At 74.2% G+C, this 24,912-nt stretch carries 18 protein-coding genes; 11 read left to right on the top strand and 7 right to left on the bottom strand.

All coding sequences use genetic code 11. The annotated features are described in order from the left end of the window. Positions 1 to 87: 87 nt before the first annotated feature. Entirely contained in the window at positions 88 to 1,350 is a 1,263-nt protein-coding gene (locus tag BLW86_RS14715; protein WP_093874479.1) for an ATP-binding protein, read from the top strand. Continuing rightward, positions 1,347 to 2,063: a LuxR C-terminal-related transcriptional regulator gene (locus BLW86_RS14710; RefSeq protein ID WP_093874478.1), complete on the top strand. Its 717-nt coding sequence runs from the start codon at positions 1,347 to 1,349 to the stop codon at positions 2,061 to 2,063. The genes BLW86_RS14715 and BLW86_RS14710 overlap by 4 nt, the downstream gene beginning before the upstream one ends. Positions 2,064 to 2,071: 8 nt before the next feature. Here BLW86_RS14710 and BLW86_RS14705 read toward each other — a convergent pair whose 3' ends face one another. Next, positions 2,072 to 3,187 (bottom strand): C40 family peptidase, encoded by a 1,116-nt coding sequence (locus BLW86_RS14705; RefSeq protein ID WP_093874477.1) that lies wholly within the window; start codon positions 3,185 to 3,187, stop codon positions 2,072 to 2,074. A gap of 343 nt (positions 3,188 to 3,530) precedes the next feature. On the opposite strand from BLW86_RS14705, the gene BLW86_RS14700 reads away from it, so the two are divergent. Then, positions 3,531 to 3,884: a hypothetical protein gene (locus tag BLW86_RS14700; protein ID WP_030687665.1), complete on the top strand. Its 354-nt coding sequence runs from the start codon at positions 3,531 to 3,533 to the stop codon at positions 3,882 to 3,884. A gap of 123 nt (positions 3,885 to 4,007) precedes the next feature. Continuing rightward, positions 4,008 to 6,458: a DNA helicase PcrA gene (gene pcrA, locus BLW86_RS14695; protein ID WP_093874476.1), complete on the top strand. Its 2,451-nt coding sequence runs from the start codon at positions 4,008 to 4,010 to the stop codon at positions 6,456 to 6,458. 74 nt (positions 6,459 to 6,532) lie between these two features. Here the strand turns inward: pcrA and BLW86_RS14690 are convergent, their stop codons facing one another. Both BLW86_RS14690 and BLW86_RS14685 read right to left on the bottom strand, forming a co-directional pair. Then, a complete protein-coding gene (locus tag BLW86_RS14690; protein WP_093874475.1) occupies positions 6,533 to 8,116 on the bottom strand; it encodes a peptidoglycan DD-metalloendopeptidase family protein in 1,584 nt (527 codons plus the stop codon). A gap of 222 nt (positions 8,117 to 8,338) precedes the next feature. Next, a complete protein-coding gene (locus tag BLW86_RS14685; protein ID WP_093874474.1) occupies positions 8,339 to 9,130 on the bottom strand; it encodes an esterase/lipase family protein in 792 nt (263 codons plus the stop codon). 300 nt (positions 9,131 to 9,430) lie between these two features. Between BLW86_RS14685 and BLW86_RS14680 the strand changes: the two genes are divergently transcribed. Continuing rightward, positions 9,431 to 9,838 (top strand): coenzyme B12-dependent isobutyryl CoA mutase small subunit, encoded by a 408-nt coding sequence (locus BLW86_RS14680; protein ID WP_030687656.1) that lies wholly within the window; start codon positions 9,431 to 9,433, stop codon positions 9,836 to 9,838. 93 nt (positions 9,839 to 9,931) lie between these two features. Here BLW86_RS14680 and BLW86_RS14675 read toward each other — a convergent pair whose 3' ends face one another. Both BLW86_RS14675 and BLW86_RS14670 read right to left on the bottom strand, forming a co-directional pair. Beyond that, the gene (locus tag BLW86_RS14675; protein ID WP_371129494.1) at positions 9,932 to 11,779 is read right to left on the bottom strand and encodes a DUF5691 domain-containing protein; all 1,848 of its coding nucleotides are present in this window, start codon (positions 11,777 to 11,779) and stop codon (positions 9,932 to 9,934) included. A 38-nt stretch (positions 11,780 to 11,817) separates the two neighbouring features. Next, positions 11,818 to 13,164 carry an SWIM zinc finger family protein gene (locus BLW86_RS14670; protein ID WP_177181655.1) on the bottom strand — a complete coding sequence of 449 codons (1,347 nt, stop codon included), beginning with the start codon at positions 13,162 to 13,164 and terminating at the stop codon, positions 11,818 to 11,820. Between the two features lie 233 nt (positions 13,165 to 13,397). Here BLW86_RS14670 and BLW86_RS14665 point away from each other — a divergent pair, with 233 nt between their 5' ends. From BLW86_RS14665 to sucD, 5 genes are all read left to right on the top strand, one after another. Next, complete coding sequence (locus BLW86_RS14665) at positions 13,398 to 14,555, top strand: ATP-binding protein (protein ID WP_256341315.1); 1,158 nt, start codon at positions 13,398 to 13,400, stop codon at positions 14,553 to 14,555. Continuing rightward, positions 14,552 to 17,008, top strand: coding sequence for a DUF5682 family protein (locus BLW86_RS14660; protein ID WP_256341314.1), 2,457 nt, complete (start codon positions 14,552 to 14,554; stop codon positions 17,006 to 17,008). The genes BLW86_RS14665 and BLW86_RS14660 overlap by 4 nt, the downstream gene beginning before the upstream one ends. Beyond that, a complete protein-coding gene (locus tag BLW86_RS14655) occupies positions 17,005 to 18,168 on the top strand; it encodes a VWA domain-containing protein (protein WP_093874473.1) in 1,164 nt (387 codons plus the stop codon). The genes BLW86_RS14660 and BLW86_RS14655 overlap by 4 nt, the downstream gene beginning before the upstream one ends. 395 nt (positions 18,169 to 18,563) lie before the next feature. Further along, positions 18,564 to 19,742 carry an ADP-forming succinate--CoA ligase subunit beta gene (gene sucC, locus BLW86_RS14650; RefSeq protein ID WP_093874472.1) on the top strand — a complete coding sequence of 393 codons (1,179 nt, stop codon included), beginning with the start codon at positions 18,564 to 18,566 and terminating at the stop codon, positions 19,740 to 19,742. 21 nt (positions 19,743 to 19,763) lie between these two features. Beyond that, positions 19,764 to 20,648, top strand: a complete 885-nt coding sequence (gene sucD / locus BLW86_RS14645) for a succinate--CoA ligase subunit alpha (protein ID WP_030687637.1) — start codon at positions 19,764 to 19,766, stop codon at positions 20,646 to 20,648. Between the two features lie 98 nt (positions 20,649 to 20,746). Here sucD and BLW86_RS14640 read toward each other — a convergent pair whose 3' ends face one another. Continuing rightward, a complete protein-coding gene (locus BLW86_RS14640) occupies positions 20,747 to 22,138 on the bottom strand; it encodes a helix-turn-helix domain-containing protein (protein ID WP_093874471.1) in 1,392 nt (463 codons plus the stop codon). Between the two features lie 119 nt (positions 22,139 to 22,257). On the opposite strand from BLW86_RS14640, the gene BLW86_RS14635 reads away from it, so the two are divergent. Then, positions 22,258 to 23,910 carry a cell division protein PerM gene (locus tag BLW86_RS14635; RefSeq protein ID WP_093874470.1) on the top strand — a complete coding sequence of 551 codons (1,653 nt, stop codon included), beginning with the start codon at positions 22,258 to 22,260 and terminating at the stop codon, positions 23,908 to 23,910. Between the two features lie 10 nt (positions 23,911 to 23,920). Here the strand turns inward: BLW86_RS14635 and BLW86_RS14630 are convergent, their stop codons facing one another. Continuing rightward, positions 23,921 to 24,646, bottom strand: coding sequence for a hypothetical protein (locus tag BLW86_RS14630; RefSeq protein ID WP_093874469.1), 726 nt, complete (start codon positions 24,644 to 24,646; stop codon positions 23,921 to 23,923). Between the last annotated feature and the right edge of the window lie 266 nt (positions 24,647 to 24,912).

Here is a 24,912-nt window from a genome sequence, read left to right as displayed (position 1 = left end):
GGGGCCTTCGCCCCCGAGTCCGTACCAGGGACGATCTCAGGGCCGACCCTGATGTCCGGGGCGGGCCGAACGTGTGACGATCAGTGCATGTCCGCAACCGCTCGTGTCACCGAGACCGACGAACCGCCCGTGCGCAGGCTCTACCGGAGCGCCGACGGGCGGTGGCTCGGCGGTGTCGCACGCGGCCTTGCGGGCCACCTCGGTCTGCCGGTCGTCTGGGTGCGCGCGCTCTTCGTGGTGCTGTCGTTCTCGAACGGCCTGGGCATCGTGCTCTACGCGGTCTTCTGGATCGTCGTCCCGCTCGGCGTCGGCGGAAGGTCCGCCCCGCGCTCCCTCTTCGAGACCACCTCGGACGGGCGCCGCAGACTGCGCAAGCCCGATCGGGGCCAGGTCGTCGCCCTGATCGCGCTCGGCATCGGCCTCGCGGCCCTCGTCGGGAACGTCAGCGTCGACAACGAGACCGGACGCTACATATGGCCGCTGATCCTCATCGCCGTCGGCGTCGTCCTCGTCTGGAGACAGGCGGACAACGCCCGCCGGGCCAGCTGGACCGATCCCGGGCGCCGCAAGCGCGCGTTCCAGCTCGTCCGCGGTCTCGTCGGCGTCGGCCTCGTCGGCACCGGTCTCGCGGTCTTCCTGGTGGTCCGCGGCTCCGTAGCCCAGCTCGGCACGGCCGTCACCGCCGCCGTCGCCGTCCTCACCGGCATAGCGCTCCTCGCCGGCCCCTGGCTGGTCCGCATGTCGCAGGACCTCAACGACGAGCGGACCATGCGCATCCGCGCCCAGGAGCGCGCCGAGGTCGCGGCCCACGTCCACGACTCCGTGCTGCACACCCTGACCCTGATCCAGCGCAACGCCGACGACCCCGGCGAGGTGCGCCGCCTCGCCCGCGCGCAGGAGCGCGAGCTGCGGAACTGGCTCTACAAACCCGAGGGCACCGGCAGGGACGAGGAGCCCGAGACCCTCGCGGAGGCGGTGAAGAGAGCGGCGGCCGAGGTCGAGGACAAGCACGGGGTGCCGCTGGAGGTGGTCGTCGTCGGAGACTGCCCGCTCGACGAGAAGCTGGCCGCGCAGATGCAGGCCGCGCGCGAGGCGATGGTCAACGCCGCCAAGTACGGTGGCGAGGGCGGGGCCGTGCAGGTGTACGCCGAGGTGGAGGGCCGTACGGTCTTCGTCTCGGTAAGGGACCGGGGACCGGGCTTCGACCTGGATTCGGTGCCCGAGGACCGGATGGGCGTACGAGAATCGATCATCGGCCGTATGCAGCGCAACGGCGGTACGGCCCGGCTGCGGTCACCGCAGGGCGGGGGCACCGAAGTGGAGCTCGAGATGGAGAGGGCGGACGGATGAGCGACGAGACCGGAGCGACGACCGGAACCGATGCGGAAGCGCCGGGCACGGAGCGCCGGGTGCGGGTGGTGCTCGTCGACGACCACCGGATGTTCCGAACCGGGGTCCAGGCCGAGATCGGCCGGACCGAGGTCACGGGCGTCGAGGTGGTCGGCGAGGCCGCCGACGTCGACCAGGCGGTCACGGTCATCACCGCGACCCGCCCCGAGGTCGTGCTCCTCGACGTGCACCTGCCGGGCGGCGGCGGGGTCGAGGTGCTGCGGCGCTGCGCGAGCCTGATGGGCGCGCCCGAGGACCCGGTCCGTTTTCTGGCCCTGTCGGTCTCGGACGCGGCCGAGGACGTCATCGGGGTGATCCGGGGCGGTGCCCGCGGCTATGTCACCAAGACGATCACCGGGACCGACCTGGTCGACTCGATCTTCCGCGTCCAGGAGGGCGATGCCGTCTTCTCGCCGCGCCTCGCCGGCTTCGTCCTGGACGCCTTCGCCTCGACGGACGCGCCGCCGGTGGACGAGGACCTGGACCGGCTCACCCAGCGGGAGCGCGAGGTGCTGCGGCTGATCGCCCGGGGATACGCGTACAAGGAGATCGCCAAGCAGCTCTACATCTCGGTGAAGACGGTCGAGTCGCACGTCTCGGCGGTGCTGCGGAAGCTCCAGCTCTCCAACCGCCACGAGCTGACCCGCTGGGCCACCGCCCGCCGTCTGGTCTGAGCGGGGTCTCAGCCGACCCGGGTGGCCCCGGCGAAGGGCATCTCGTCGATGGGGGCGATGCGCACCGGGGCGCCCGGCCGGGGGGCGTGGATCATCTGGCCGCCCCCGATGTAGAGCCCGACGTGGCTGATCCCGGAGTAGAAGAAGACCAGGTCGCCGGGGGCGAGCTGGGAGCGGGAGACGCGCCGGCCGGCGTTGATCTGGGTGTACGTCGTGCGGGGCAGGGAGATGCCGGCCGCGCGCCAGGCCGCCTGGGTGAGACCGGAGCAGTCATAGGCGGAGGGGCCCGTCGCTCCCCACACGTACGGCTTGCCGAGCTGGGCGCGGGCGAAGGAGATGGCCTCGGCGGCCCGTCCGCCCGGGGCGGTCACCGGTCCGCGCTCGCCGCCCGAGGAGCGGTCGGCCCGTACCGTCGGGGATGCGTCGGCCGTGCCCGTGCCGCTCGGGCCGTCGGTCCGCGTCGAGGTGCCGGAGCCGTCCCGGGCCGCGGCGGCCGCCTCGTACCGTGCGCGTTCCTCCTCGGTCAGCCGGGCGAGCAGCGCCCTGGCCTCGGCCAGCTTGCCGACGACGGCCGCCTTCTGCCGCCGCAGTTCCGCCTCGTGCCCGCGCAGCGCGGTCAGCTTCCCCGCCGATTCGCCGCGCAGCTGCCGGATCGCCGTGAGCTCGCGTCGTACGGCCGTGACGGCGGCCGCCTGCCGGTCCCCGGCCTTCTCGACGAGCGCGGCCCGCTCCAGGTACTGGTCGGGGTCGGAGGTGAGGGCGAGCTGGACCGCGGGGTCGAGCCCTCCGGAGCGGTACTGGGCGGCGGCCATGGCCCCGAGGGCGTCCCGGGCGGTGTTGAGGCGCTCGGTCCTGCGGGCGGCCTCGTCGCGCAGCCGGTCGAAGGCGGTGCGCGCCTCGTCGGCCTTCTCCTTCGCCCCGTTGTACCGCTCCGTCGCGACCTCGGCCTCCTCGTAGAGCCGGTCGACCTTCGCCTTGACCTGGGCGGTGGTGGGCCGGGGGTCCGCGTGTCCGGACCCTTCGAAGAGCGTCGCCGTCGCCGCGGAGGCGAGGGCGAGGGTGGCGGCGGTGCGGACCGCCGAGGTGCCGAGGGGGGACTGTTTGGACTTCCGGTGCGCTGCCACGAGGGCGGGTCACATCCTCTTCCCTGAGGGGGACGGTGCCCGCCGGGCCGGCGGCGGGCCGCACAGGGGAGCGGACCGCCGCCGGGTTTTCTCGGCGGGGGTGACCGACGCCGCCGGAACACCGGCGGTGGTGGGGAGCCGGTCACCTGGTGGAGGACGCTAAACCTGGGGTCACGGCCGGACGGGGAGTTGACCGCTATTGACGACAGTTGACGTGTCGGGGACCGATCTCTTTCGCTCGGAGTGAGGGGACGGGATCATTCCGGTGGCCGTCCGACCGAAGCGGCGGGGGGAGTGGACCCGGCCGGAGAGCAGTGCTAGGGCCCCGGTTAGGCTCCGCCCCATGGACGTACTCATCAATGTCTTCGTCGCCCTGCACATCATCGGTATCGCCTCCCTCCTCGGCGGCTTCCTCACCCAGATGAAGGCGATGGGCGCGGGTACGGCCCGTTTCAGCCCCGCGATGCTGCACGGCGCGCTGACCATGCTGATCACGGGCGTCGCGCTCGTCGGCCTCAACCAGGCCGACGACCACACCGTGAACAACCTCAAGATCGGCATCAAGCTGGCGATCCTCGTCGTGATCCTCGGCCTCGTCTACGTCAAGCGGGACGAGGAGAAGGTCGACAAGGGCCTCTTCGCCGCCGTCGGCGGCCTGACCACGGCGAACATCTTCATCGCGACCCTCTGGGTGTGAACCGCGACCCTCTGGGCGTGCGCCGCCGAGGCCTCCGCAGACCCTCCGGATGTGAGCCCTTCCACAGCCTCCGTCCCGAAGGCGGGCCCGGATGTCGGCGGGGCGTCCTAGACTCGTGAGGCGATGAGCAGCCTCTTTGACGACAGCTTCCTGGCCGGCCTCCAGAACCACTCGGAGGAGCCGCCGCCCCACCCCGAGGACGACGAGCACGGCTCCCCGCCGGCCGAGGAGGAGGTCCCGCACGACCTCTTCGGGGAGCACTTCGACGCGCCTCCGCCCGCCCGGGAGACGCACTACCGCGACGGCCACCCCCGGCCCGTCGTGGACCCCGCCGCGCTCCTGGAGGGGCTGAACGAGCAGCAGCGCGCCGCCGTCGTCCACACGGGCACCCCGCTGCTCATCGTCGCCGGCGCAGGCTCGGGCAAGACCCGGGTGCTCACCCACCGCATCGCCCACCTCCTGGGCACCCGGCACGTCCACCCCGGCCAGATACTGGCGATCACCTTCACGAACAAGGCCGCCGGCGAGATGAAGGAGCGCGTCGAGCAGCTCGTCGGACCGCGGGCCAACGCGATGTGGGTCATGACCTTCCACAGCGCCTGCGTCCGCATCCTGCGCCGCGAGTCGAAGAAGCTCGGCTTCACCTCCTCCTTCTCGATCTACGACGCCGCCGACTCCAAGCGGCTGATGTCGCTGGTCTGCCGGGACCTGGACCTCGACCCGAAGAAGTTCCCGCCGAAGTCGTTCAGCGCCAAGATCTCGAACCTGAAGAACGAGCTGATCGACGAGGAGGCCTTCGCCGACCAGGCCGCCGACGGCTTCGAGAAGACGCTCGCCGAGGCGTACCGGATGTACCAGGCGCGGCTGCGCGAGGCCAACGCCCTGGACTTCGACGACATCATCATGACGACGGTCCACCTCCTCCAGGCGTTCCCCGACGTCGCCGAGCACTACCGGCGGCGCTTCCGCCACGTGCTCGTCGACGAGTACCAGGACACCAACCACGCCCAGTACACGCTGGTGCGCGAGCTCGTCGGCACCGGCTACGAGGACCTCGGCCCGGCCGAGCTGTGCGTCGTCGGCGACGCCGACCAGTCGATCTACGCCTTCCGCGGCGCGACCATCCGCAACATCCTCCAGTTCGAGGAGGACTACCCGGACGCGACGACGATCCTCCTGGAGCAGAACTACCGCTCCACCCAGACGATCCTCTCCGCCGCCAACGCCGTCATCGAGCGCAACGAGTCCCGCCGCCCCAAGAACCTGTGGACGAACGCGGGCGCGGGATCGCAGATCACCGGTTACGTCGCCGACACCGAGCACGACGAGGCCCAGTTCGTCGCCGACGAGATCGACCGGCTCACCGACGCGGGCGAGGCCAAGGCCGGGGACGTCGCCGTCTTCTACCGGACCAACGCCCAGTCCCGTGTCTTCGAAGAGATCTTCATCCGCGTCGGCCTGCCCTACAAGGTCGTCGGCGGCGTGCGCTTCTACGAGCGCAAGGAGGTCCGGGACGTCCTCGCGTACCTGCGCGTCCTCGCCAACCCCGAGGACAACGTCCCGCTGCGCCGCATCCTCAACGTCCCCAAGCGCGGCATCGGCGAGCGCGCCGAGGCGATGATCGACGCCCTGTCCCTGCGGGAGAAGATCACCTTCCCGCAGGCCCTCAAGCGGGTCGACGAGGCGTACGGCATGGCCGCCCGCTCGGCGAACGCCGTGAAGCGGTTCAACGCGCTCATGGACGAACTGCGCACCGTCGTCGAGTCCGGCGCCGGCCCCGCCGTCGTCCTGGAGGCCGTCCTGGAGCGGACGGGCTATCTCGCCGAGCTCCAGGCCTCGACCGACCCGCAGGACGAGACCCGCATCGAGAACCTCCAGGAACTCGCCGCCGTCGCCCTCGAGTTCGAGCAGGAGCGCGGCGAGGAGCCCGCGACCCTCGCCGAGTTCCTGGAGCAGGTCGCCCTCGTCGCCGACTCCGACCAGATCCCCGACGAGGACGAGGAGGGCCGGGGCGTCATCACCCTGATGACCCTGCACACCGCCAAGGGCCTGGAGTTCCCGGTGGTGTTCCTCACCGGCATGGAGGACGGCGTCTTCCCGCACATGCGCGCCCTCGGGCAGACGAAGGAGCTGGAGGAGGAGCGGCGCCTGGCGTACGTGGGCATCACGCGCGCGCGTGAGCGGCTCTACCTCACCCGCTCGTCGATGCGCAGCGCCTGGGGCCAGCCCTCGTACAACCCGGCCTCGCGCTTCCTGGAGGAGATCCCGCCCGCGTACCTGGAGTGGAAGCGGACCGGTCCGATGGCCAAGCCCGCCGGGCCGACCTCGGGGATCACCTCCTCGCTCTCGTCCTCCCGCTCGCGCTCCGGCCCCTCCGGCTTCGCCACCCGGCGCGCCGGCGAGAAGCCGGTCATCTCCCTCAAGGTCGGCGACCGGGTCACGCACGACCAGTTCGGGCTCGGCACGGTCATGGCGGTGCAGGGCGCCGGCGGGGACGCCCAGGCGACGATCGACTTCGGCGACGAGAAGCCGAAGCGGCTGCTCCTGCGGTACGCGCCGGTCGAGAAGCTGTAGCGAGGCGGTACGAGAAGGGCCCCGGCATCCTGTGCCGGGGCCCTTCTCGTGGGCACTTCTCGTACGGGGAAGGCTCAGCCGAGCGGGTTGAGGCCGTGGCTCAGCAGCCAGGGCAGTGGGTCGATCGCGGAGCCGCCGCCGGGCCGGACCTCGAAGTGGAGGTGCGGGCCGGTGGAGTTGCCGGAGTTGCCCGAGTAGGCAATGACGTCGCCGGCCTTGACGTAACCCGAGCGGATCTTGGTGCTGCTGAGGTGGCAGTACCAGGTCTCGGTGCCCTCGGGGGAGGTCACGATCGCCATGTTGCCGTAGGCGCTGTTCCACTGCGTGCGGACGGTGCCGTCGGTGGCGGCCATGACGGGGGTGCCGTACTGCACGGGGAAGTCGATGCCCGTGTGCAGCGACATCCAGTTGACGCCCGACTGGCCGAAGCGCGCGCTGAGCTGGTGGAGCTTCACCGGCAGCAGGTACTTGGGGCGCAGCGCCTCCTTGCGGGCCGCCTCCTCCTCGCGCTTCTTCTTCTCGGCCGCCTGGCGGGCGCGGAGGTCGATGCGCTCCTGGGTGCGGCTGGCGCGGTCGCCGAAGTCGCGGGCGTCGGCGCTGAGCGCGGCGAGCTGGGTGTCGAGCGCGCTGTTGGCGGCGACCTGCTTGACCGAGGCCGGGTCGGCGGCGGCCAGCGAGGTCGTGTCGTCCTTCTGTCCGCCGGTCGTGTCGGTGCCGGTGAGGCCGCCGACGGAGGCGGCGGCGATGCCGGCGACCCCCATGACGCAGGCGGAGGGGACGGCGACGGTCAGCAGCGCGGACCGTTTGGCGGGGGTACGGCGACGGGCGCGGCTGCCGCCGGAGGAGCGGCGTACGGAGCGGCCGGCGAGGGGCGGCTCCGTACGGAGCTCGACGGCCGGTTCGGCGGTCGGCTCGTCCTGGTCGTAGGCGTCGCCGTCGACGTCCTCGCCGTCGAGGGCCTCCGGAGCTCCGGCGTCGGCCGGGTCGTAGGTCTCCTCGGCCTCGTACGTCGGGTAGGCCTCGTCGGCCTCGTCGGAGGCGAGCCCCTGGTGTCCCTGGTGCCCTTCGTGTCCCTGGTGTCCCTCGTGTTCCGCGGGGACGTACTCGAAGGCGAACTCGGCCGTGTGCTCGGCCTGCGGGGTGTACTGGTGGGGCACGACCGGCTCGGGCTGCGGGGTCGCGTGGTTCCACGCGGTCGCGTCGAAGGCGCCGGTCTCGGTCGCGAAGGCGGGGGCGGCCCACTGGCCGGTGGCGTCGTAGGCCTCGTAGCCGTACGTGCCCTGGGCGGCGTACGCGCCGGTGTGGGCGGTCTCGTACTGGCCGGTGTGCTGGGCCTCGGTCCAGGCGGAGGCGTCCCACTGCCCGGTGGTGTCGTACTGCGTCGCGGCGGTCTCGTACGCGCCGGTGGTCTCGTAGGAGCCGGTGGTGTTCCACTGGCCCGTGGTGTCCCACTGGCCGGTCGTGTCGTACTGCCCGGTGGTGTCGTACTGCCCCGTCGTCGCGTACGTGCCGGTGGCCGCGTACTGGCCGAGGTCCCACTGGCCGCTGTGGTCGGCCTGACCGCCGGGGTAGGCGCCGAACAGCGGGTCGATGGCGAAGCTGCCGGTGGTGTGGGCGCCGTCGCCGGCGTACCCGGCGTGGGGGTGCTGGTCGTTCACCAACGTCTCTCTCGCCTCGGCAGCAGGACCAGTCCGGGGCGGGCCCGTGAGGGGTGTCCCGGGGGTAAGCAGTGGCGCGACTGTACCCGGCGGTACGCGCGGCGGACAATCTTCGGAGGGGTTTGGGCCCGCAGGAAACGGGCAATCGGTCGCGTTTCGCCAGGTGGGGTGGAGAGCTTTGGCCTTGTGTTCGATGAACGTTCGAAGAACGGTGTCGTGCGGTCAGGCGACGGAGGTGGCGCCGGGCTCCTCCTCCCGCGTTCCCACGGCCACCGGCCCGCCCGCGTCGAGGGCCTCCCGGACCCCGGCGGCCACCGTCGGATGCACGGGCAGTGCGAGATGGCCGATGCCGCTCACCCGCACGTTGTGCACGAGCAGGTCGGGATGGTCGAGGCGGGCGGTCTCCGCCGGCACCATCACCTGGTCCAGATCGCTCCAGAAGCTCACGAACCGGGTCCGGCAGCCCGGCGCGGGCCCGGCGAGCTCCCGCAGGACCTCCGAACCGGGCCGCATCTGCCGCACCAGCGGATGCGCGTCGGCGAGCGGGGCCACCGTGGTGCCCCCGTGCGGGGTGCCGAGCATGACCAGGGTGCGCACCAGGGAGTCGCCGCCCAGTCGCTGCACGTAATAACGGGCGATCAGCCCGCCGAGACTGTGCCCGACGATGTCGACCTCGGCGTGTCCGGTGCGGGCGCGGACCTCGTCCACCCGGCGGCCCAGCAGCTCGGCGGCGGCCCGCAGGTCGCAGGTGAGCGGGGAGTAGTTGAGTGACTCCACGCAGTCACGGCCGTGTCGGAGGAGGGAGCGGCGGAGCATGACGAAGACCGACCGGTTGTCGACGAAGCCGTGCAGCAGGATCACCGGCCGGTTACCCGGGGCGATCGTCGTGGGCCGCGGGGCGGGGGAGAGCCGCTCGGCGACCATCCCGGACGGGTAGAGGACGAGATGGCCGGTGAGGATCGCGACTTCCAGCGCGGTGGCCTTCATGAGGGCGGTGACCTTGGCGAGCTCCATGGCCGGCCTCCCGAACGGCACGCGGGGCCGAACGGCACGCCGGTCCACCATGCGCCGCGCCGCCCGGACGGCGGCGCGAGGCGTGGTGACCTCGTCACGGCTCCCTTCGCGACCGGCCCCGCTTGCGGCTGGTGGGCCCAGGAGGCGGGCCCGAAAGCGGGGACGACGCAGAGCGAACATGTCCCATCTGTGATTTCCCCCTCGGACGCCGTCGCGAAACGGTTCCGGTGCGGGATGCTGGGGATAACGTTCGTTCACCTCCCCGGCAGTCAGGCGCGGGGGTCGCATGTGGAGGCAGTGATGGGTGTGAGCGGTCCGATCCGTGTGGTCGTCGCCAAACCGGGTCTCGACGGCCACGATCGCGGAGCCAAGGTGATCGCGAGGGCGCTGCGCGACGCGGGCATGGAGGTCATCTACACCGGGCTCCATCAGACCCCCGAGCAGATCGTCGACACCGCGATCCAGGAGGACGCCGACGCGATCGGCCTCTCGATCCTCTCCGGAGCGCACAACACGCTGTTCGTGAAGGTCCTGGAGCTCCTCAAGGACCGCGACGCGGAGGACATCAAGGTCTTCGGCGGCGGCATCATCCCCGACGCGGACATCCCGCCGCTCAAGGAGAAGGGCGTGGCGGAGATCTTCACGCCGGGCGCGACGACCGCGTCCATCGTCGAGTGGGTGAACGCGAACGTCCGCGTCGCCGCGTAGTCCGCTGCGCTGTGCACGTGCGCCCCGGCCGACAGGGCCCTCCCCGCCCGGGAGGGCCCTGTCGACGTCCGGGGACGTTCCGGCCGGGCCGCCTCAGGAGCCGGGCGCCGGTGCGGGAGCGGGGGATGGTGCGGAGCGGGGGGACGGTGCGGAGCCGGGCGGCGGTACGGAGCCGGGGGACGGTGCGGAGCCGGGTGCCGGTGTGGGGCCGGACGGTGGTGCGGAGCCGGGCGGTGGTGCGGGGGCGCCCGGCGGTGACGGTGCGGGGGCGCCCGCCGGGGGCGGTGGGGTGAGTTCGGTGTGCATCGCGGCGCGGAGGCGGAGGGTGGAGACCAGGCGCTGGAAGGCCTCCGACCAGTAGTCGCCCGCGCCGGGGGAGCTGTCCTCCGCCTCGTCCGGACGGGCCGTCAGGGACTCCAGCCGGCGTGCCGCCTCCGGGGCGAGGCAGCGCTCCGCGAGGCCCATCACCCCGCTGAAGCTCCACGGGTAACTGCCCGCCTCGCGCGCGATGTCGAGCGCGTCGATCACCGCGACGCCGAGCGGCTCCGCCCACGGGACGGCGCAGACGCCGAGCAGCTGGAACGCCTCCGACAGGCCGTGGGCCGCGATGAACGAGGCGACCCAGCGCGCCCGTTCCTCCACGGGCAGCGTCGACAGGAGCTGGGCGCGCTCGCCCAGGGACGAGGTGCCGGGGCCCGTCGCGGGCGGGTCGCCGGGGGATCCGAGCAGCGCGCGCGACCACGCCGGGTCCCGCTGGCGCACGGCGGCCCGGCACCAGGCCGCGTGCAGTTCGCCCTGCCAGTCGTCGGCGACCGGCAGCGCCACGATCTCCTCCGGGCCGCGTCCCCCGAACCTGGCCGGCCAGGAGGGCAGCGGCGTCGCCTCGACGAGCTGGCCCAGCCACCAGGAACGCTCGCCCCGGCCCGCCGGAGGCGTCGCCACCAGGCCGTCCCGTTGCATCGCCGCGTCGCACTCGTGCGGGGCCTCGACGGCGATCGTCGGAGTCGGGGCCGTCCGGTCCAGGCCGACGCAGGTGGCGGCCCGGGCCGCCATCCGGCCCGCGAGAGCGGAGGCCGGCAGGGCGGAGAGCAACTCGGCGGCGGTGGCCCGGACGTTGCGGCTGCGGTCGTCGAGGGCCTCTTCCAGGAACTCCTCGTCGGCGCCGGAGAGCCCGGCCCGCAGCGAGTCCAGGAACATCAGCCGGTCCTCCGCCCGCTCGGTGGACCAGGTCGAGGCGAGCAGCGCGAGACCGGCGGCCGGGTCCTCGGTCCGTACGGCGGAGAGCAGGGCGACCCGCTCGGCGAACAGGCCCTCGTCCCACAGCGCGCGGACCCCCTCGGCGTCCTCCGGGGACGGGAGGCGGCCGCCCGCGCCCCGGCCCCGGAGGGCGAACCTCCACTCGGGGTTGAGCCGGGCCAGCCACAGGCCGCGCGGACCCGCCAGACGCAGCGCCTGGGGGCGCAGATCGGTGCGGGCCCTGGCCGCGTCGAGCAGCGCGGGCAGGGCGGCGGGCGGCGCCTTGTAGCCGTGCCGGTCTGCGAGGGCCAGCCACTGGGGGAGCAGCTCGGCCAGGTCGGGGGCGGCCCCGCGCCGCCCGGCGGGCGAGGGCGCGGTCCGGCCGGCGAGCAGCTGGTCGAGGCGGAGCCGGGCGGCCTCGGGCAGCGGCGCACGCGGATCCTCCGGCGCGGGCTCCGGCAAGGGCGCGGCGGGGCCGGGCCGCAGCCCCGCCCTGCGTCGTACGGTGTGCAGCGCGGCCGCGTCGAGCAGCGCGCCCGGCAGGTCCCGGGCCGCGGCGGAGCCCGCGGGCGCGGCGGGAGGCCGACGGTCCGTCCCCAGCATCGCCGAGCTGACGAGCTCCTCCCAGGACGGGGTGGACGCCTCGTCGTCGGCGGTCGTTCCCGCCGCCGGGGCGGCGGTGGTGGTGGTCGCGGTCGTGTCCATCGGGCTCCTCCGGTGGGTCGGTGCGCGGTGGCCGGGCGTCATATGAGGGGGACCGTCTCGCCCGGGGCCTCCGGCGACCAGGCGGCGAGCGGGGTGAACCCCCGGTGCCCGACCTCGCCGAAGACGGTCACCGGGGCGCCGCCGGACAGGGCGACCAGGCGCCAGAGACCGGGCCGGGACTGGGCGGCGGGCGTCAGGGGCAGCGCCTCGCGGCCGTCGGCGTCGGCGAGCTGCCAGCCGTACTCCGCGCGCGCCGGTACGACCTGTCTCAGCGTCACGGGCCAGGAGCCCAGCCACGGGTCCTCGCGGAGCGCGCGACCGTACGCGTCGAGCGCCGCGCCGACCGGTCCGCCCGCCGGCGGGGCGACGGGTCCCGCGACCGGGACGAACCGCTCGCCCGGCTCAGCCCGCACCTGACCCGAGCCGGTGTGCGGCGTCAACTCGCCGTCCAGCAAGGCGCCCACGGGGAGCGCGAGCTGCGGCGCCCGGCCCGCCGCGCCGAAGGAGAGCAGGAGCGCGGTGCGCCCGGTCGTCGTGCCGTACAGCCAGATCCGCCGGGTCGTCAGCCGGGCGTCGGACGCGTCGTACTGGGCGAGGACCAGCCAGTGGTCGCGCACCGGGACGCCGTCGGCCGGGGCGGTGAGGCCCACCCGGGTCCGCACCGTCGTCGCGAACGGGGCGGGCAGCCGGTCCGCCGCCAGCCACGCCCGGCCGAGGAGATGCGTCAGCGCGCACTCCTCCAGGAGCCGCACCGGCCAGCCCGGCCCCGAGGCCGGTATCGCCCCCAGTTCCCGGACCCGCCCGGCGAGCCCCGGCGCCTGGGCGTCGACCATGCGGGCCGCCGTCTCCTCCCACAGCCCGTACCCCGCCTGGCCGGCCACCGCCAGACCGCCGCGCAGCAGGTCGGCGAGGCGCTGCTCCAACTCCCGCGCGCCCGAGGTGATACGGGCCGCCCTGCGCTCGGCCCGGCGGCGCACCGCCTCCGGATCCGCCGTCGCTCCCGGGGCCCCGTCCCCGGCCCGAAGGTCCGCGCTCGCGGTCCGGTCGCGCCGCGCGGTGAGCCACTGCGCGGCCCAGTCGGGCGCGGGGCACCCCTCGGCGGCGATCCCGTCCGCCGCCCGGAGCAGCAGCAGGCCCAGCGCGTGCTTGCAGGGAGACTTCCGGCTGGGGCAACCGCACGAGTACGCGGGTCCCGTCGTGTCGACGACCGTCCGGTACGGCGTGCTTCCGCTGCCCTTGCACAGGCCCCAGACGACGCCGTCACCGCAGCCCGTCTCCGACCAGGGCCCGGCCGTGCCGAGCTCGCTCCCCGCTCTGCGCGACGCCTCGTCAGGAGCCAGCGCAAGCACCTGTTCCGTCGTCCAGCGCACCCCCATGGCATTCATGTCATCGAAGGTAGGGGCCGCCACTGACAACGCCCTCGGCCCGGCGGTTCCAGGCAACGAGACCTACGAGGTCACGTACGAGGCCGGCGGCGGGAACATCGAGTCGACCGACGATCGTCGACTGACCCTCCCTCACCTTCCCCAACCGGCCCTGACCAGCGGTGACATCCGATTGTCAGTGGCATGGTGCACGGTGGATCACACAGCAGGTCGAACGATCTGGAGGGGGATCCATGCCCGTGCCCGAAACCATCGCGAAGCCCGGTTCCGGTGTCGAGACGGACACCGGACCGGGGCGGCCGCAGACCGCCACCGAGGCCCTGCGGCCGCACGTGGAGCACGCCTTCGCCCACGAACTCGCGGCCCTCGCCGCCGCCGACGACCGGCCCCGGCCCGCCCGCTGGCGCCTCTCCCCGTGGGCCGTCGCCACCTACCTCCTCGGCGGCACGCTCCCCGACGGCACCGTCATCACGCCCAAGTACGTCGGACCGCGCCGCATCGTGGAAGTCGCCGTCACCACGCTCGCCACCGACCGGGCGCTGCTCCTCCTCGGCGTCCCCGGCACCGCCAAGACCTGGGTCTCCGAGCACCTCGCCGCCGCCGTCAGCGGCGACTCCACCCTCCTCGTCCAGGGCACCGCCGGCACGCCCGAGGAAGCCATCCGGTACGGCTGGAACTACGCGCGACTCCTCGCCCACGGCCCCAGCGGGGGCGCCCTCGTCCCCAGCCCCGTGATGCGCGCGATGTCCCAGGGCATGACCGTCCGGGTCGAGGAGCTCACCCGCATCCCCGCCGACGTGCAGGACACGCTCATCACGATCCTGTCCGAGAAGACCCTGCCCGTCCCCGAGCTCGGCCAGGAGGTGCAGGCCGTCCCCGGCTTCAACCTGATCGCCACCGCCAACGACCGCGACCGCGGCGTCAACGAGCTCTCCAGCGCGCTGCGCCGCCGCTTCAACACCGTCGTGCTGCCGCTGCCCGCGACCCCCGAGGCCGAGGTCGACATCGTCGCCCGTCGGGTCGAGCAGCTCGGCCGCTCCCTCGAACTGCCCGTCCTGCCCGACGGCGTGGACGAGATCCGCCGGGTCGTCACGGTCTTCCGCGAGCTGCGGGACGGCGTCACCACCGACGGCCGGACGAAGGTCAAGTCCCCCTCGGGGACGCTCTCGACGGCCGAGGCGATCTCCGTCGTCACCGGCGGACTCGCCCTCGCCGCCCACTTCGGCGACGGCGTCCTGCGCCCCGGCGACATCGCCGCCGGCATCCTCGGCGCGGTCGTCCGTGACCCGGCGGCCGACCGGGTCGTCTGGCAGGAGTACCTGGAAACGGTCGTGAGGGAGAGAGACGGCTGGAAGGACTTCTACCGCGCCTGCCGCGAGGTGAGCGCATGACCTCGACGACCACGGCCCCGAACACCTCCCGCCCACCGGACCCACCCGGAGACGCGCCCCGCGCGTCGGACGCCCTCCGTGACGGCGCCCGCGCGTCGGACGCGCCCCATCATGCGCCCCGCGCCTCGGACGCGCCCCCGGTCTCCGCCGCCTCCCGGGTCTCGGCTGCCGAGCCCCGTCCCGGCAAGAACGGTGGGGGCCGGAGGGAGCCCCTGTTGCTGGGGGTGCGGCATCACGGGCCCGGCTCCGCGCGTGGAGTGCGGGCCGCGTTGGAGGCGGCGCGGCCCGCCGCGGTGCTCGTCGAGGGGCCCGCCGAGGCCGACGCCCTCGTGGCGCTCGCCGCGGACCCGGACATGCGGCCGCCCGTCGCGCTGCTCGCCCACGCCGTGGACGACCCCGGGCGGGCCGCGTTCTGGCCGATGGCCGAGTTCTCGCCCGAGTGGGTCGCGATCCGCTGGGCCCTCGACCACGACGCCGCCGTCCGCTTCGTCGACCTGCCCGCCGCCCACACCCTCGCCGCCGCCGACCCCACCTGGAGGGACGAGGAGGAGGTCACGGGCAGCGGCCCGCGGATCGACCCGGTCGCCGAACTCGCCGGAGCCGCCGGGTACGAGGACGCCGAGCGCTGGTGGGAGGACGTCGTCGAGCTGCGCGGGGACGGCGATCCCACCGCCCCCTTCGAGGCCCTCGCCGAGGCCATGGGCGCCCTCCGCGAGACGTACGGACACGGCGGCCACCCCCGCGACCTGGTCCGCGAGGCGCACATGCGGCTCAAGCTGCGCGCCGCCCGCAAGGAGTTCGGGGACTCCGTCGCCGTGGTCTGCGGCGCCTGGCACGTGCCCGCCCTCACCCGCAGGACCACCGTCGCCGCCGACAAGGCCCTCCTCAAGGGCCTGCCCCGGGCGAAGGCCGAGCTGACCTGGGTCCCCTGGACCCACCGCAGACTCGCCCGCCGCTCCGGCTACGGCGCCGGGATCGACGCGCCCGGCTGGTACGGACACCTCTTCGCCGCCCCCGACCGGCCCGTCGAGCGCTGGATGACGAAGGTCGCCGGGCTCCTCAGGGCCGAGGACCACCCCGTCTCCTCCGCCCACGTCATCGAGGCCGTCCGGCTCGCCGAGACGCTCGCCGTCCTGCGCGGCCGTCCGCGCCCCGGCCTCGACGAGGCGACCGACGCCGTCCGCGCCGTCCTCTGCGAGGGCTCCGACGTGCCGCTCGACCTCGTCCGCGACCGCCTCGTCGTCGGCGACGTCCTCGGCGAGGTGCCGGCCGGCGCCCCCGCCGTACCCCTCCAGCGCGATCTGGACCGCCGCCGGCGCACCCTGCGCCTCAAGCCCGAGGCCCAGGAGCGCGAGCTCGGACTCGACCTCCGCAAGGAGACCGACGGCGAGCGCAGCCGGCTGCTGCACCGGCTGCGCCTCCTCGGCGTCCACTGGGGCGAGCCGGCCGCCGGGCGGGCCGGCACCGGCACCTTCCGGGAGACCTGGCGGCTGCGCTGGGAGCCCGAGCTGTACGTCCAGGTCGCCGAGGCCGGCGTCTGGGGCACCACCGTCGAGGCCGCCGCCACCGCCAGGGCCGAGTCCCGCGCCCTCGCCGCGACCGCCCTCGGCGACATCACCGTCCTCGCCGAGCAGTGCCTCCTCGCCGGGCTCACGGACGCGCTTCCGGTCGTCATGCGGGCGCTCGCCGACCGGGCCGCGCTCGACACCGACGTCGCCCACCTGGCGCAGGCCCTCCCGGCTCTGGCCCGCGCCCTGCGCTACGGCGACGTCCGCGGCACCGGCACGGCGGCCCTCGGCGAGGTCGCCGCCGGGCTCGCCGAGCGGATCTGCGTGGGCCTGCCGCCCGCCTGCGCCGGACTCGACACGGACGCCGCCGCGCAGATGCGGGACCGGATCGACGCCGTCCACACGGCGATCGGCCTCCTCCCGGACCGCCCCGACCTCGTCGACCGGTGGGCCGGGGTGCTGCGCCGGCTCGCCGACCGCGACCGGACACCGGGCGTCCTGCGGGGGCGGGCCGCCCGGCTTCTGCTCGACGAGGGCCGGATCGCCGACGGCGAGGCCGCCCTGCTCATGAGCCGCGCCCTCTCGCCCGGCACCCCGCCGGCCGACGCCGCCGCCTGGATCGACGGCTTCGTCGGCGGGGCCTCCGGCGGCGGACTGCTCCTCGTCCACGACGAGCGGCTCCTCGGACTGGTCGACGCCTGGCTGACGTCCGTCCCGGCCGAGGCGTTCACCGACGTCCTGCCGCTGCTGCGGCGCACCTTCTCCGGTTACGAGCAGGGCGTGCGCCGCACGCTCGGGGAGCTGGTCGCGCGGGGGCCCCGTTCCGGCGGGCCGGGGCCCTCCGAGCCCGGCGTGCCCGGCTTCGCCCCGGCCCCCGACCCCGAGCGGGCGGACGCCGTGCTGCCGCTCCTCCACCTCATCCTCGGAACGGAGGCCCTCGCATGACGGACAGGACGCTCACCGACGACGAGCGGCTGCGGCGCTGGCGGCTGGTCCTGGGTGGCGGGGAGGCCGACGGCACCGGCAGGGCGCTCACCGGCACCGACGCGGCCATGGACGGAGCCCTCACCGCGCTCTACGACCGCCCCAGCGAGAGCGGCCCCCGCACCGGACGGGACCGCTCGGCCGGGCTCGGCGCGTCCGTGCCCTCCGTCGCCCGCTGGCTCGGCGACATCCGCACGTACTTCCCGAGCTCCGTCGTCCAGGTCATGCAGCGCGACGCCATCGACCGGCTCGGGCTCGCCACCCTCCTCCTGGAGCCGGAGATGCTGGAGGCCGTCGAGGCCGACGTGCACCTCGTCGGCACCCTCCTCTCCCTCGGCAGGGCGATGCCCGAGACGACCCGGGAGACCGCCCGGGCCGTCGTCCGCAAGGTCGTCGACGACCTGGAGAAGCGCCTCGCCGCCCGCACCCGTGCCACCCTCACCGGTGCGCTCGACCGCTCCGCCCGGATCAGCCGCCCCCGCCACCGGGACATCGACTGGGACCGCACGATCCGCGCCAACCTCAAGCACTACCTGCCCGAGCAGCGCACGGTCGTCCCCGAGCGGCTCGTCGGCCACGGGCGCGCCTCCCGGGGAGTCAGGAAGGAGATCGTGCTCTGCGTCGACCAGTCGGGCTCCATGGCCGCCTCCGTCGTCCACGCCGCCGTCTTCGGCGCGGTGCTCGCCTCGATGCGCACGCTCGCCACCCGCCTCGTCGTCTTCGACACCTCCGTCGTCGACCTGACCGAGCAGCTCGACGACCCGGTCGACGTCCTCTTCGGCACCCGGCTCGGCGGCGGCACCGACATCAACCGCGCCCTCGCCTACTGCCAGTCGAGGATCACCCGCCCCGCCGACACCGTCGTCGTCCTCGTCAGCGACCTCTACGAGGGAGGCATCCGGGACGAGATGCTGAAGCGGGTCGCGGCCATGAAGGCCTCCGGCGTCCAGTTCGTCGCCCTGCTCGCGCTCTCCGACGAGGGCGCCCCCGCCTACGACCGGGACCACGCGGCGGCGCTCGCCGCGCTCGGCGCCCCGGCCTTCGCCTGCACCCCCGACCTGTTCCCGGAGATCATGGCGGCCGCCCTGGAGAAGCGCCCGCTCCCGATACCCGAGGGCTGAGGACTGCGGAATCCGTCGCCGCGGGGCCACCCACACGGGCGCGCGCGACCCCACTGAGGTCCATATCACACTCGTGGCGGAACGACCCTCACCCCGGCCCCCGGCGCGTCGTGAGGGCCCCGAAGGCCGGTCCTCGCCTGCCGCGAGGGGTCTCCGGGCCAACCCCACCACCCCTACGGACAGCCCCCCGGCCCGTACGGTCTGTGACCCGTATCACCGCTCTGGTGTGACCTGCGATTTAGGGACCCACGGCCCACGGGGATAACCTGCGAGACGGACATGCCGCGTCCACGGACTCCGTGAACGCCTCCCTTGTGACAGCGCAGTCACGTTGCCCTCCGCGGCACGCCCACGCAGACAACGAACCGCGATCATCAGAAAAGGGACGGACGCGCGTGGACCTGTTCGAGTACCAGGCGAGGGACCTCTTCGCCAAGCACGGTGTACCGGTGCTGGCCGGTGAAGTCATCGACACGCCTGAGGCGGCGCGCGAGGCCACCGAGCGTCTTGGCGGCAAGTCGGTCGTCAAGGCGCAGGTGAAGGTCGGCGGCCGCGGCAAGGCCGGCGGCGTGAAGCTGGCCGCCACCCCGGACGAGGCCGTCGCCCGCGCGACGGACATCCTCGGGATGGACATCAAGGGCCACACGGTCCACAAGGTGATGATCGCGGAGACCGCTCCGGAGATCGTCGAGGAGTACTACGTCTCGTACCTCCTCGACCGCACCAACCGCACCTTCCTCGCCATGGCGTCCGTCGCCGGTGGCATGGACATCGAGGAGGTCGCCGCGACGACCCCCGAGAAGCTCGCGAAGGTGCCGGTCGACTCCAACAAGGGCGTCGACATCGAGAAGGCCCGCGAGATCGTCGCCCAGGCCAAGTTCCCGGCCGAGGTCGCCGAGAAGGTCGCCGAGGTCCTCGTGACCCTGTGGGACACCTTCGTCGCCGAGGACGCCCTCCTCGTCGAGGTCAACCCGCTGGCCAAGGTCGCCTCCGGCGAGGTCATCGCCCTCGACGGCAAGGTCTCCCTGGACGCCAACGCCGACTTCCGCCAGCCGGAGCACGAGGCGCTCGAGGACAAGGCCGCAGCCAACCCGCTCGAGGCTGCCGCCAAGGCCAAGGGCCTCAACTACGTCAAGCTCGACGGCCAGGTCGGCATCATCGGCAACGGCGCGGGCCTGGTCATGTCGACGCTGGACGTCGTCGCGTACGCCGGTGAGAACCACGGCGGCGTGAAGCCGGCCAACTTCCTCGACATCGGCGGCGGCGCCTCCGCCGAGGTCATGGCGAACGGCCTGGAGATCATCCTCGGCGACCCGGACGTCAAGTCCGTGTTCGTCAACGTCTTCGGTGGCATCACCGCCTGTGACGAGGTCGCCAACGGCATCGTGCAGGCCCTGGAGCTCCTCGCCTCGAAGGGCGAAGAGGTCACCAAGCCGCTGGTCGTCCGTCTCGACGGCAACAACGCGGAGCTGGGTCGCAAGATCCTGTCGGACGCCAACCACCCGCTCGTGCAGCGCGTGGACACCATGGACGGCGCGGCCGACAAGGCCGCCGAGCTCGCGGCTGCGAAGTAAGGGACAGGGGAAACCACAGCCATGGCTATCTTCCTCAACAAGGACAGCAAGGTCATCGTCCAGGGCATGACCGGTGCCACGGGCATGAAGCACACCAAGCTCATGCTCGGTGACGGCACCAACATCGTCGGCGGCGTGAACCCGCGCAAGGCCGGCACCAAGGTCGACTTCGACGGCACCGAGATCCCGGTCTTCGGCACCGTCGCCGAGGCGATGAAGGAGACCGGCGCCAACGTCTCGGTCCTCTTCGTCCCGCCGGCCTTCGCGAAGGCCGCCGTGGTCGAGGCGATCGACGCCGAGATCCCGCTCGCCGTCGTCATCACCGAGGGCATCGCCGTCCACGACTCGGCCGCGTTCTACGCGTACGCCGTGGACAAGGGCAACAAGACCCGCCTCATCGGCCCGAACTGCCCCGGTCTCATCACCCCGGGCCAGTCCAACGCCGGCATCATCCCGGGCGACATCACGAAGCCGGGCCGCATCGGCCTGGTCTCGAAGTCCGGCACGCTGACGTACCAGATGATGTACGAGCTCCGTGACCTCGGCTTCTCCTCCGCCGTCGGCATCGGTGGCGACCCGGTCATCGGCACCACGCACATCGACGCCCTCGCGGCGTTCGAGGCGGACCCCGACACCGACCTGATCGTCATGATCGGCGAGATCGGCGGCGACGCCGAGGAGCGTGCGGCCGACTTCATCAAGGCCAACGTCACCAAGCCGGTCGTCGGCTACGTCGCGGGCTTCACCGCCCCCGAGGGCAAGACCATGGGCCACGCCGGCGCCATCGTCTCCGGCTCCTCCGGCACCGCCCAGGCGAAGAAGGAGGCCCTCGAGGCCGCCGGTGTCAAGGTCGGCAAGACGCCGACCGAGACCGCCAAGCTGGCGCGCGCCATCCTCGCGGGCTGAACAGGCTGAAACGCACAGCGGCCTGACAGGCAGCACGCGAGTGGGCCCCGCCCCTCCCGGGAGACCGGGAGGGGCGGGGCCCACTTCACGTCCACCTCCTAGTCGACCGCCGGGACCAGCCGCTCCGGGCCCGGGTTGGGCTCGGCGCGCAGCTTGTCGCGGAGCTCCAGGTCCTCCGGGCTGAGCTTCTGCGGGCCGCCGCGCACGGGCACGCCGTTGACGGCCTCGCCGGGGGCGTTCACCGGGATGTAGCGGGTCGGCGCGGTCGCCGCCGTGAAGCCGGTCACCGCGATGAGGGCCGCCGTCACCCCGAGCACCGCCCGCGTCCAGCTGCGGGTCCGGCGCTCGCTGCCCGTCCGGACCGCGCGGGCGGGCGGCAGCGTCGCCGTCGGCGCCTCCGCGACCAGCGCGCTCAGACAACGGTGCAGGGCCTCCGGCTCGGCGAGCTCGGGGATCCGCCGGCCGAGGACCGCCCGGGCGTGCAGCAGCCGGTTGGCGGCGGCGGGCGTGCTCGCCTCCGTCTCGGCCGCCGTCTCCGGCAGGTCCAGGCCGAGCCCGTCGTAGAGCAGGACGGTACGGCGGTACGGCGGCGGCAGTTCGAGGAGCGCGCCGAGCAGTGCCCGGCGGTTCGCCTCGGTCGGCGGGGCGTCGGGATGCCGGTGGGCGCGCCGGAACCGGTGCCAGGGGGAGAGGGCGTACTCGTACGCCGTCGCCCGCACCCAGCCCACCGGGTCCGCGTCCACGGCGACCTCGGGCCAGTGCTGCCAGGCGTGGTGGAAGGCGTACTCGACGGCCTCCCGGGAGAGCAGGCGGCGCCCCGTGAGCAGGTACGTCTGGTGGACGAGGCCCGGCGCGGCGTACGCGTACAGCGCGTCGAAGGCCTCCTCGGGGGTGAGGGCCGGCGGCCCTGCGGGGACGGCCGGTTCCGCGGGGGCCTCCGCCGCCACCGGTTTCAGTCGCTCCGGCGGCTTCGAGGGGCCCTTGCGGGCGGGGGCCGGTGAGATGGCCGGCGCGGGGGACGGGGCCCGCGGCGGCTTGGCGGCCCGCTTGACGGCGGCCCTGGGCCGCACGTTGCCCGAAGCCGACGGCTGCGGCTGCTGAGAGTGCGTCTGTGCCTGCGGCTGCTGAGCCGGTGTCTGAGCCTGTGACCGGGCCGGGCGGGCCTCGCCCGGCGCCTCGACCCGGGCCGACTGCGCCTCCGCCCGGGTCGCCTGCGCCTGGGGTTCCGCCTCCGTCTGCGCCTGGGGCTCGGCCTCAGGACGTACGAGATCCGTGGGCTCGGGGGTGCCGAGCAGCTTCGCGTACGCCTCGCGCTTGCGGCCCCGGGGCGCCGAGCGCCCGGTCTCCCATGCCCTCACCGTGGCCTTCGTGACGCCCATGGCCTCGGCGACCTGCTCCTCGCTCAGGGCGAGGGCCTCACGCAACCTGCGCCGCTCCTTCGGGGGCGGCAGGGTGACGGAGGATGCGGAATCCGCGGTGCTCCGGCTCATCGACGTCGACCTCCCGCAGAGCTGCTCTGGGCGGAAAAGTACATAAACGTATATTGGGCGACACAACGGATGTTTGCCTGTTACGCGGCGAAAGCGCGTGTCGTTGGCAGCATGGCCCCGTGACCCATGTGACCGAGCACCCCCTGGTCCAGGGCGGCCGTTCCGCCGCGCTCGCCACCGCCTGCGTCCGGGGCGGGGTCGCCGCCGGACTCGGCCTCGGCGCCCTCGCGGTCCTGGTGATCGCGGCCTGGATCAGCTCCCCGTACCCCGACAGCGGTCCCGTCGGCGCCCTGCACGTCGCCGCCGGCATCTGGCTGCTCGCCCACGGCGTGGACCTGGTCCGCACGGACACCCTGTCCGGCCTGCCCGCCCCCCTCGGCATCGCCCCGCTGCTGCTCGCCGCCCTGCCCGTCTGGCTGGTGCACCGGGCCGCCCGCGACACCCTCGACCCGGGGGACGACGGGGCCCGGCCGCGCCCCTCGCCGGGCGGCGCCGTCGCCGCCGTCGCCGGGGGATACCTGCTGGTGGCGGCCGCCGTCGTGGTCTACAGCGAGAGCGGCCCGCTGCCCGCCGACCTCGTCACGGCCGGACTCTGGCTGCCCGCCGTCGTCACCGGCGCGGCGGGCGCGGGCGTCTGGACGGCGCTCGGCCGCCCGCTGCCGGGGCAGCGGCAGGCCGCCGCCGCCCTGCGCGCCGCCGGGCTGGGGACGCTGACGCTGCTCGGCGGCGGCGCGGTGGTCGCGGCCGTCTCGCTCGCCTGGCACGCGGGCCGGGCGCAGGCCTCGTTCGAAGGCCTCGCGGGGGAGTGGTCCGGTCGGGTGACGGTGCTGCTGCTCGTCCTGGCGCTGCTGCCGAACGCGACCGTCTGGGGAGCCGCGTACGGCCTCGGGCCCGGCTTCGCCCTCGGCACGGGAGCGCTCGCGACCCCGCTGGGCCTCGCAGGCGACCCGGCCGTGCCGCCCTTCCCGCTCCTGGCGGCGCTGCCCGCCGAGGGGCGCGGCAGCTGGGTCCACTGGGCGGCCGCCGCGGTCCCGCTGGTCGCCGCGGTGGTCCAGGGGCGCCGGGCGGGCCGGGCCGCCCGGACCTGGGCCGCCCGGGACGCGGCCCTGACGGCGCTCGGCGCGGCCGGGGCGTGCGGGGCGGCCGTCGCCGTCCTGGCGGCCGCGGCGGGCGGCCCGCTCGGCACCGGCCGGCTCTCGGCGTTCGGCCCCGTGTGGTGGCAGGCGGGCGCGGCGGCGGTGCTGTGGGGGGCCTGCGCGGGGGTGCCGGTGGCGCTCGGGGTACGGGCCTGGGGCCGCCGGGTCCCGCGCTCCAGGAAGCCCCGGTCCTCGGTCGCGTCCATGCCGGCGCCGATGCCGGTGCCCGTGGCCGCGTCCACCGTGGCGGACGGCCCCGTGGCGGACGGCCTCGCGGTGGACGGTCCCGTGGCGGCCCCGTCCGGACTCGCGGGAGCCCCGTCCGGACTCAGGGCGACCCCGTCCAGACTCATGGCGGCCCTGTCCGGACTCATGGCGTCCCCGTCCGGACCCGTGGAGGCCTGGCCGGAGGCGGCCGCGCCCCGGGCGACGGCCGAGACCGGCACCGGCAGGGGCGCCGGGGTCGGGACCGGGCCGGACCCGCGGGGCGACGCGCCCGCCGCCCCGCACACCGACCGGTACACCGCTCCGTACGCCGACCCCTTCGGCGACGACCCCGGCTACGAGCCGTACGACTACCTCCCGGCGGCCTGGGAGCCTTCCTCGCCGCCGCCGCCGCCGCCCGCCACCGACTGACGCCGGCCGACTAGTCCCGTACCCCGAAGCCCGCGCGCAGCGGCTTCGGCAGGAGGTCGTTGCAGGCCAGCTCGCCCGCGTGGGTCAGGGCGTCGTCGCGGCACTGGTAGAAGTCGCGGTAGACGAGCTGCATGGTGAAGCCCACCGCGACGATCATCAGCGCCAGGCTCGCCGCGACGAGACCGCTGATGGCCGCCGTCCGCATCGAGCGGAGCGGCAGGGTCGAGGCGGACGCCCCCTGCCCCGAGGGCCGGCCCGGCGAGGGCTGCGCCGACGGAGGCTGTGATGTCGGCGACAGTTCCTCGGCCGCCTTCGGCTTGGCGCGCAGCGAGCTGATCGACCAGTAGAGGCCGAGGGCGCCGAGCAGCAGCGCCAGCTCCGGAATGTCGAAGATGGCGAAGAAGAAGCCCCACATGCCGGAGAGGATCGCGTACCGCGCCCTTCGCTGCGCCGGGTCCGTCGGGTCCCAGCGGATCCCCGGGCCCTGCTTGGGCCCGCCCTGCCCGGGTCCGCCCTCCGGCCCGCCCTGCCGCTCCGGTCCCCGGCCGAAGCCGTCCTGCGAGGGGCCCGGCTGGCGCGGGCTCCAGCGGCCGTCGGACGGCCCCGACGAGCCCGGGGTGCCGGACGCGTCGTCGTCCGAGCCCTCCGGTCGCCGCGGCTGCCACGGCTGGTCCGGCCTGCCCTCGGGCGGTGGCGCGAACGGGTTGTTGTCGTCCGTGGACTGGCGTTCCGGCATCTGCTGAACGTCTTCCCTCTGTCGTCTCGACCACGACCGCACCCGTGGTCTCCGCTGCTGTCTCGTGCTGTCTCGTCTGCTGCTCGTCCGCCGGGCCGTCCGCCGTCCGAACCGGCTCCGACCTCCCGTCCGGTCCGGTGCGCGCCCGGCGTCGGACCCTGACGCTACCGCCCTGCTCCGCCCCCGTCCCGTGGGGGCCGTCCCGTGTGCCGGTATCGTTGCTGACGGTCGAGCCATTCGTAGGGTTCCCCGTATCAAGGGGCACG

Source organism: Streptomyces sp. TLI_105 (assembly GCF_900105415.1).
Lineage (GTDB): Bacteria > Actinomycetota > Actinomycetes > Streptomycetales > Streptomycetaceae > Streptomyces.
This window is presented reverse-complemented; position numbering and strand designations above follow the sequence as displayed.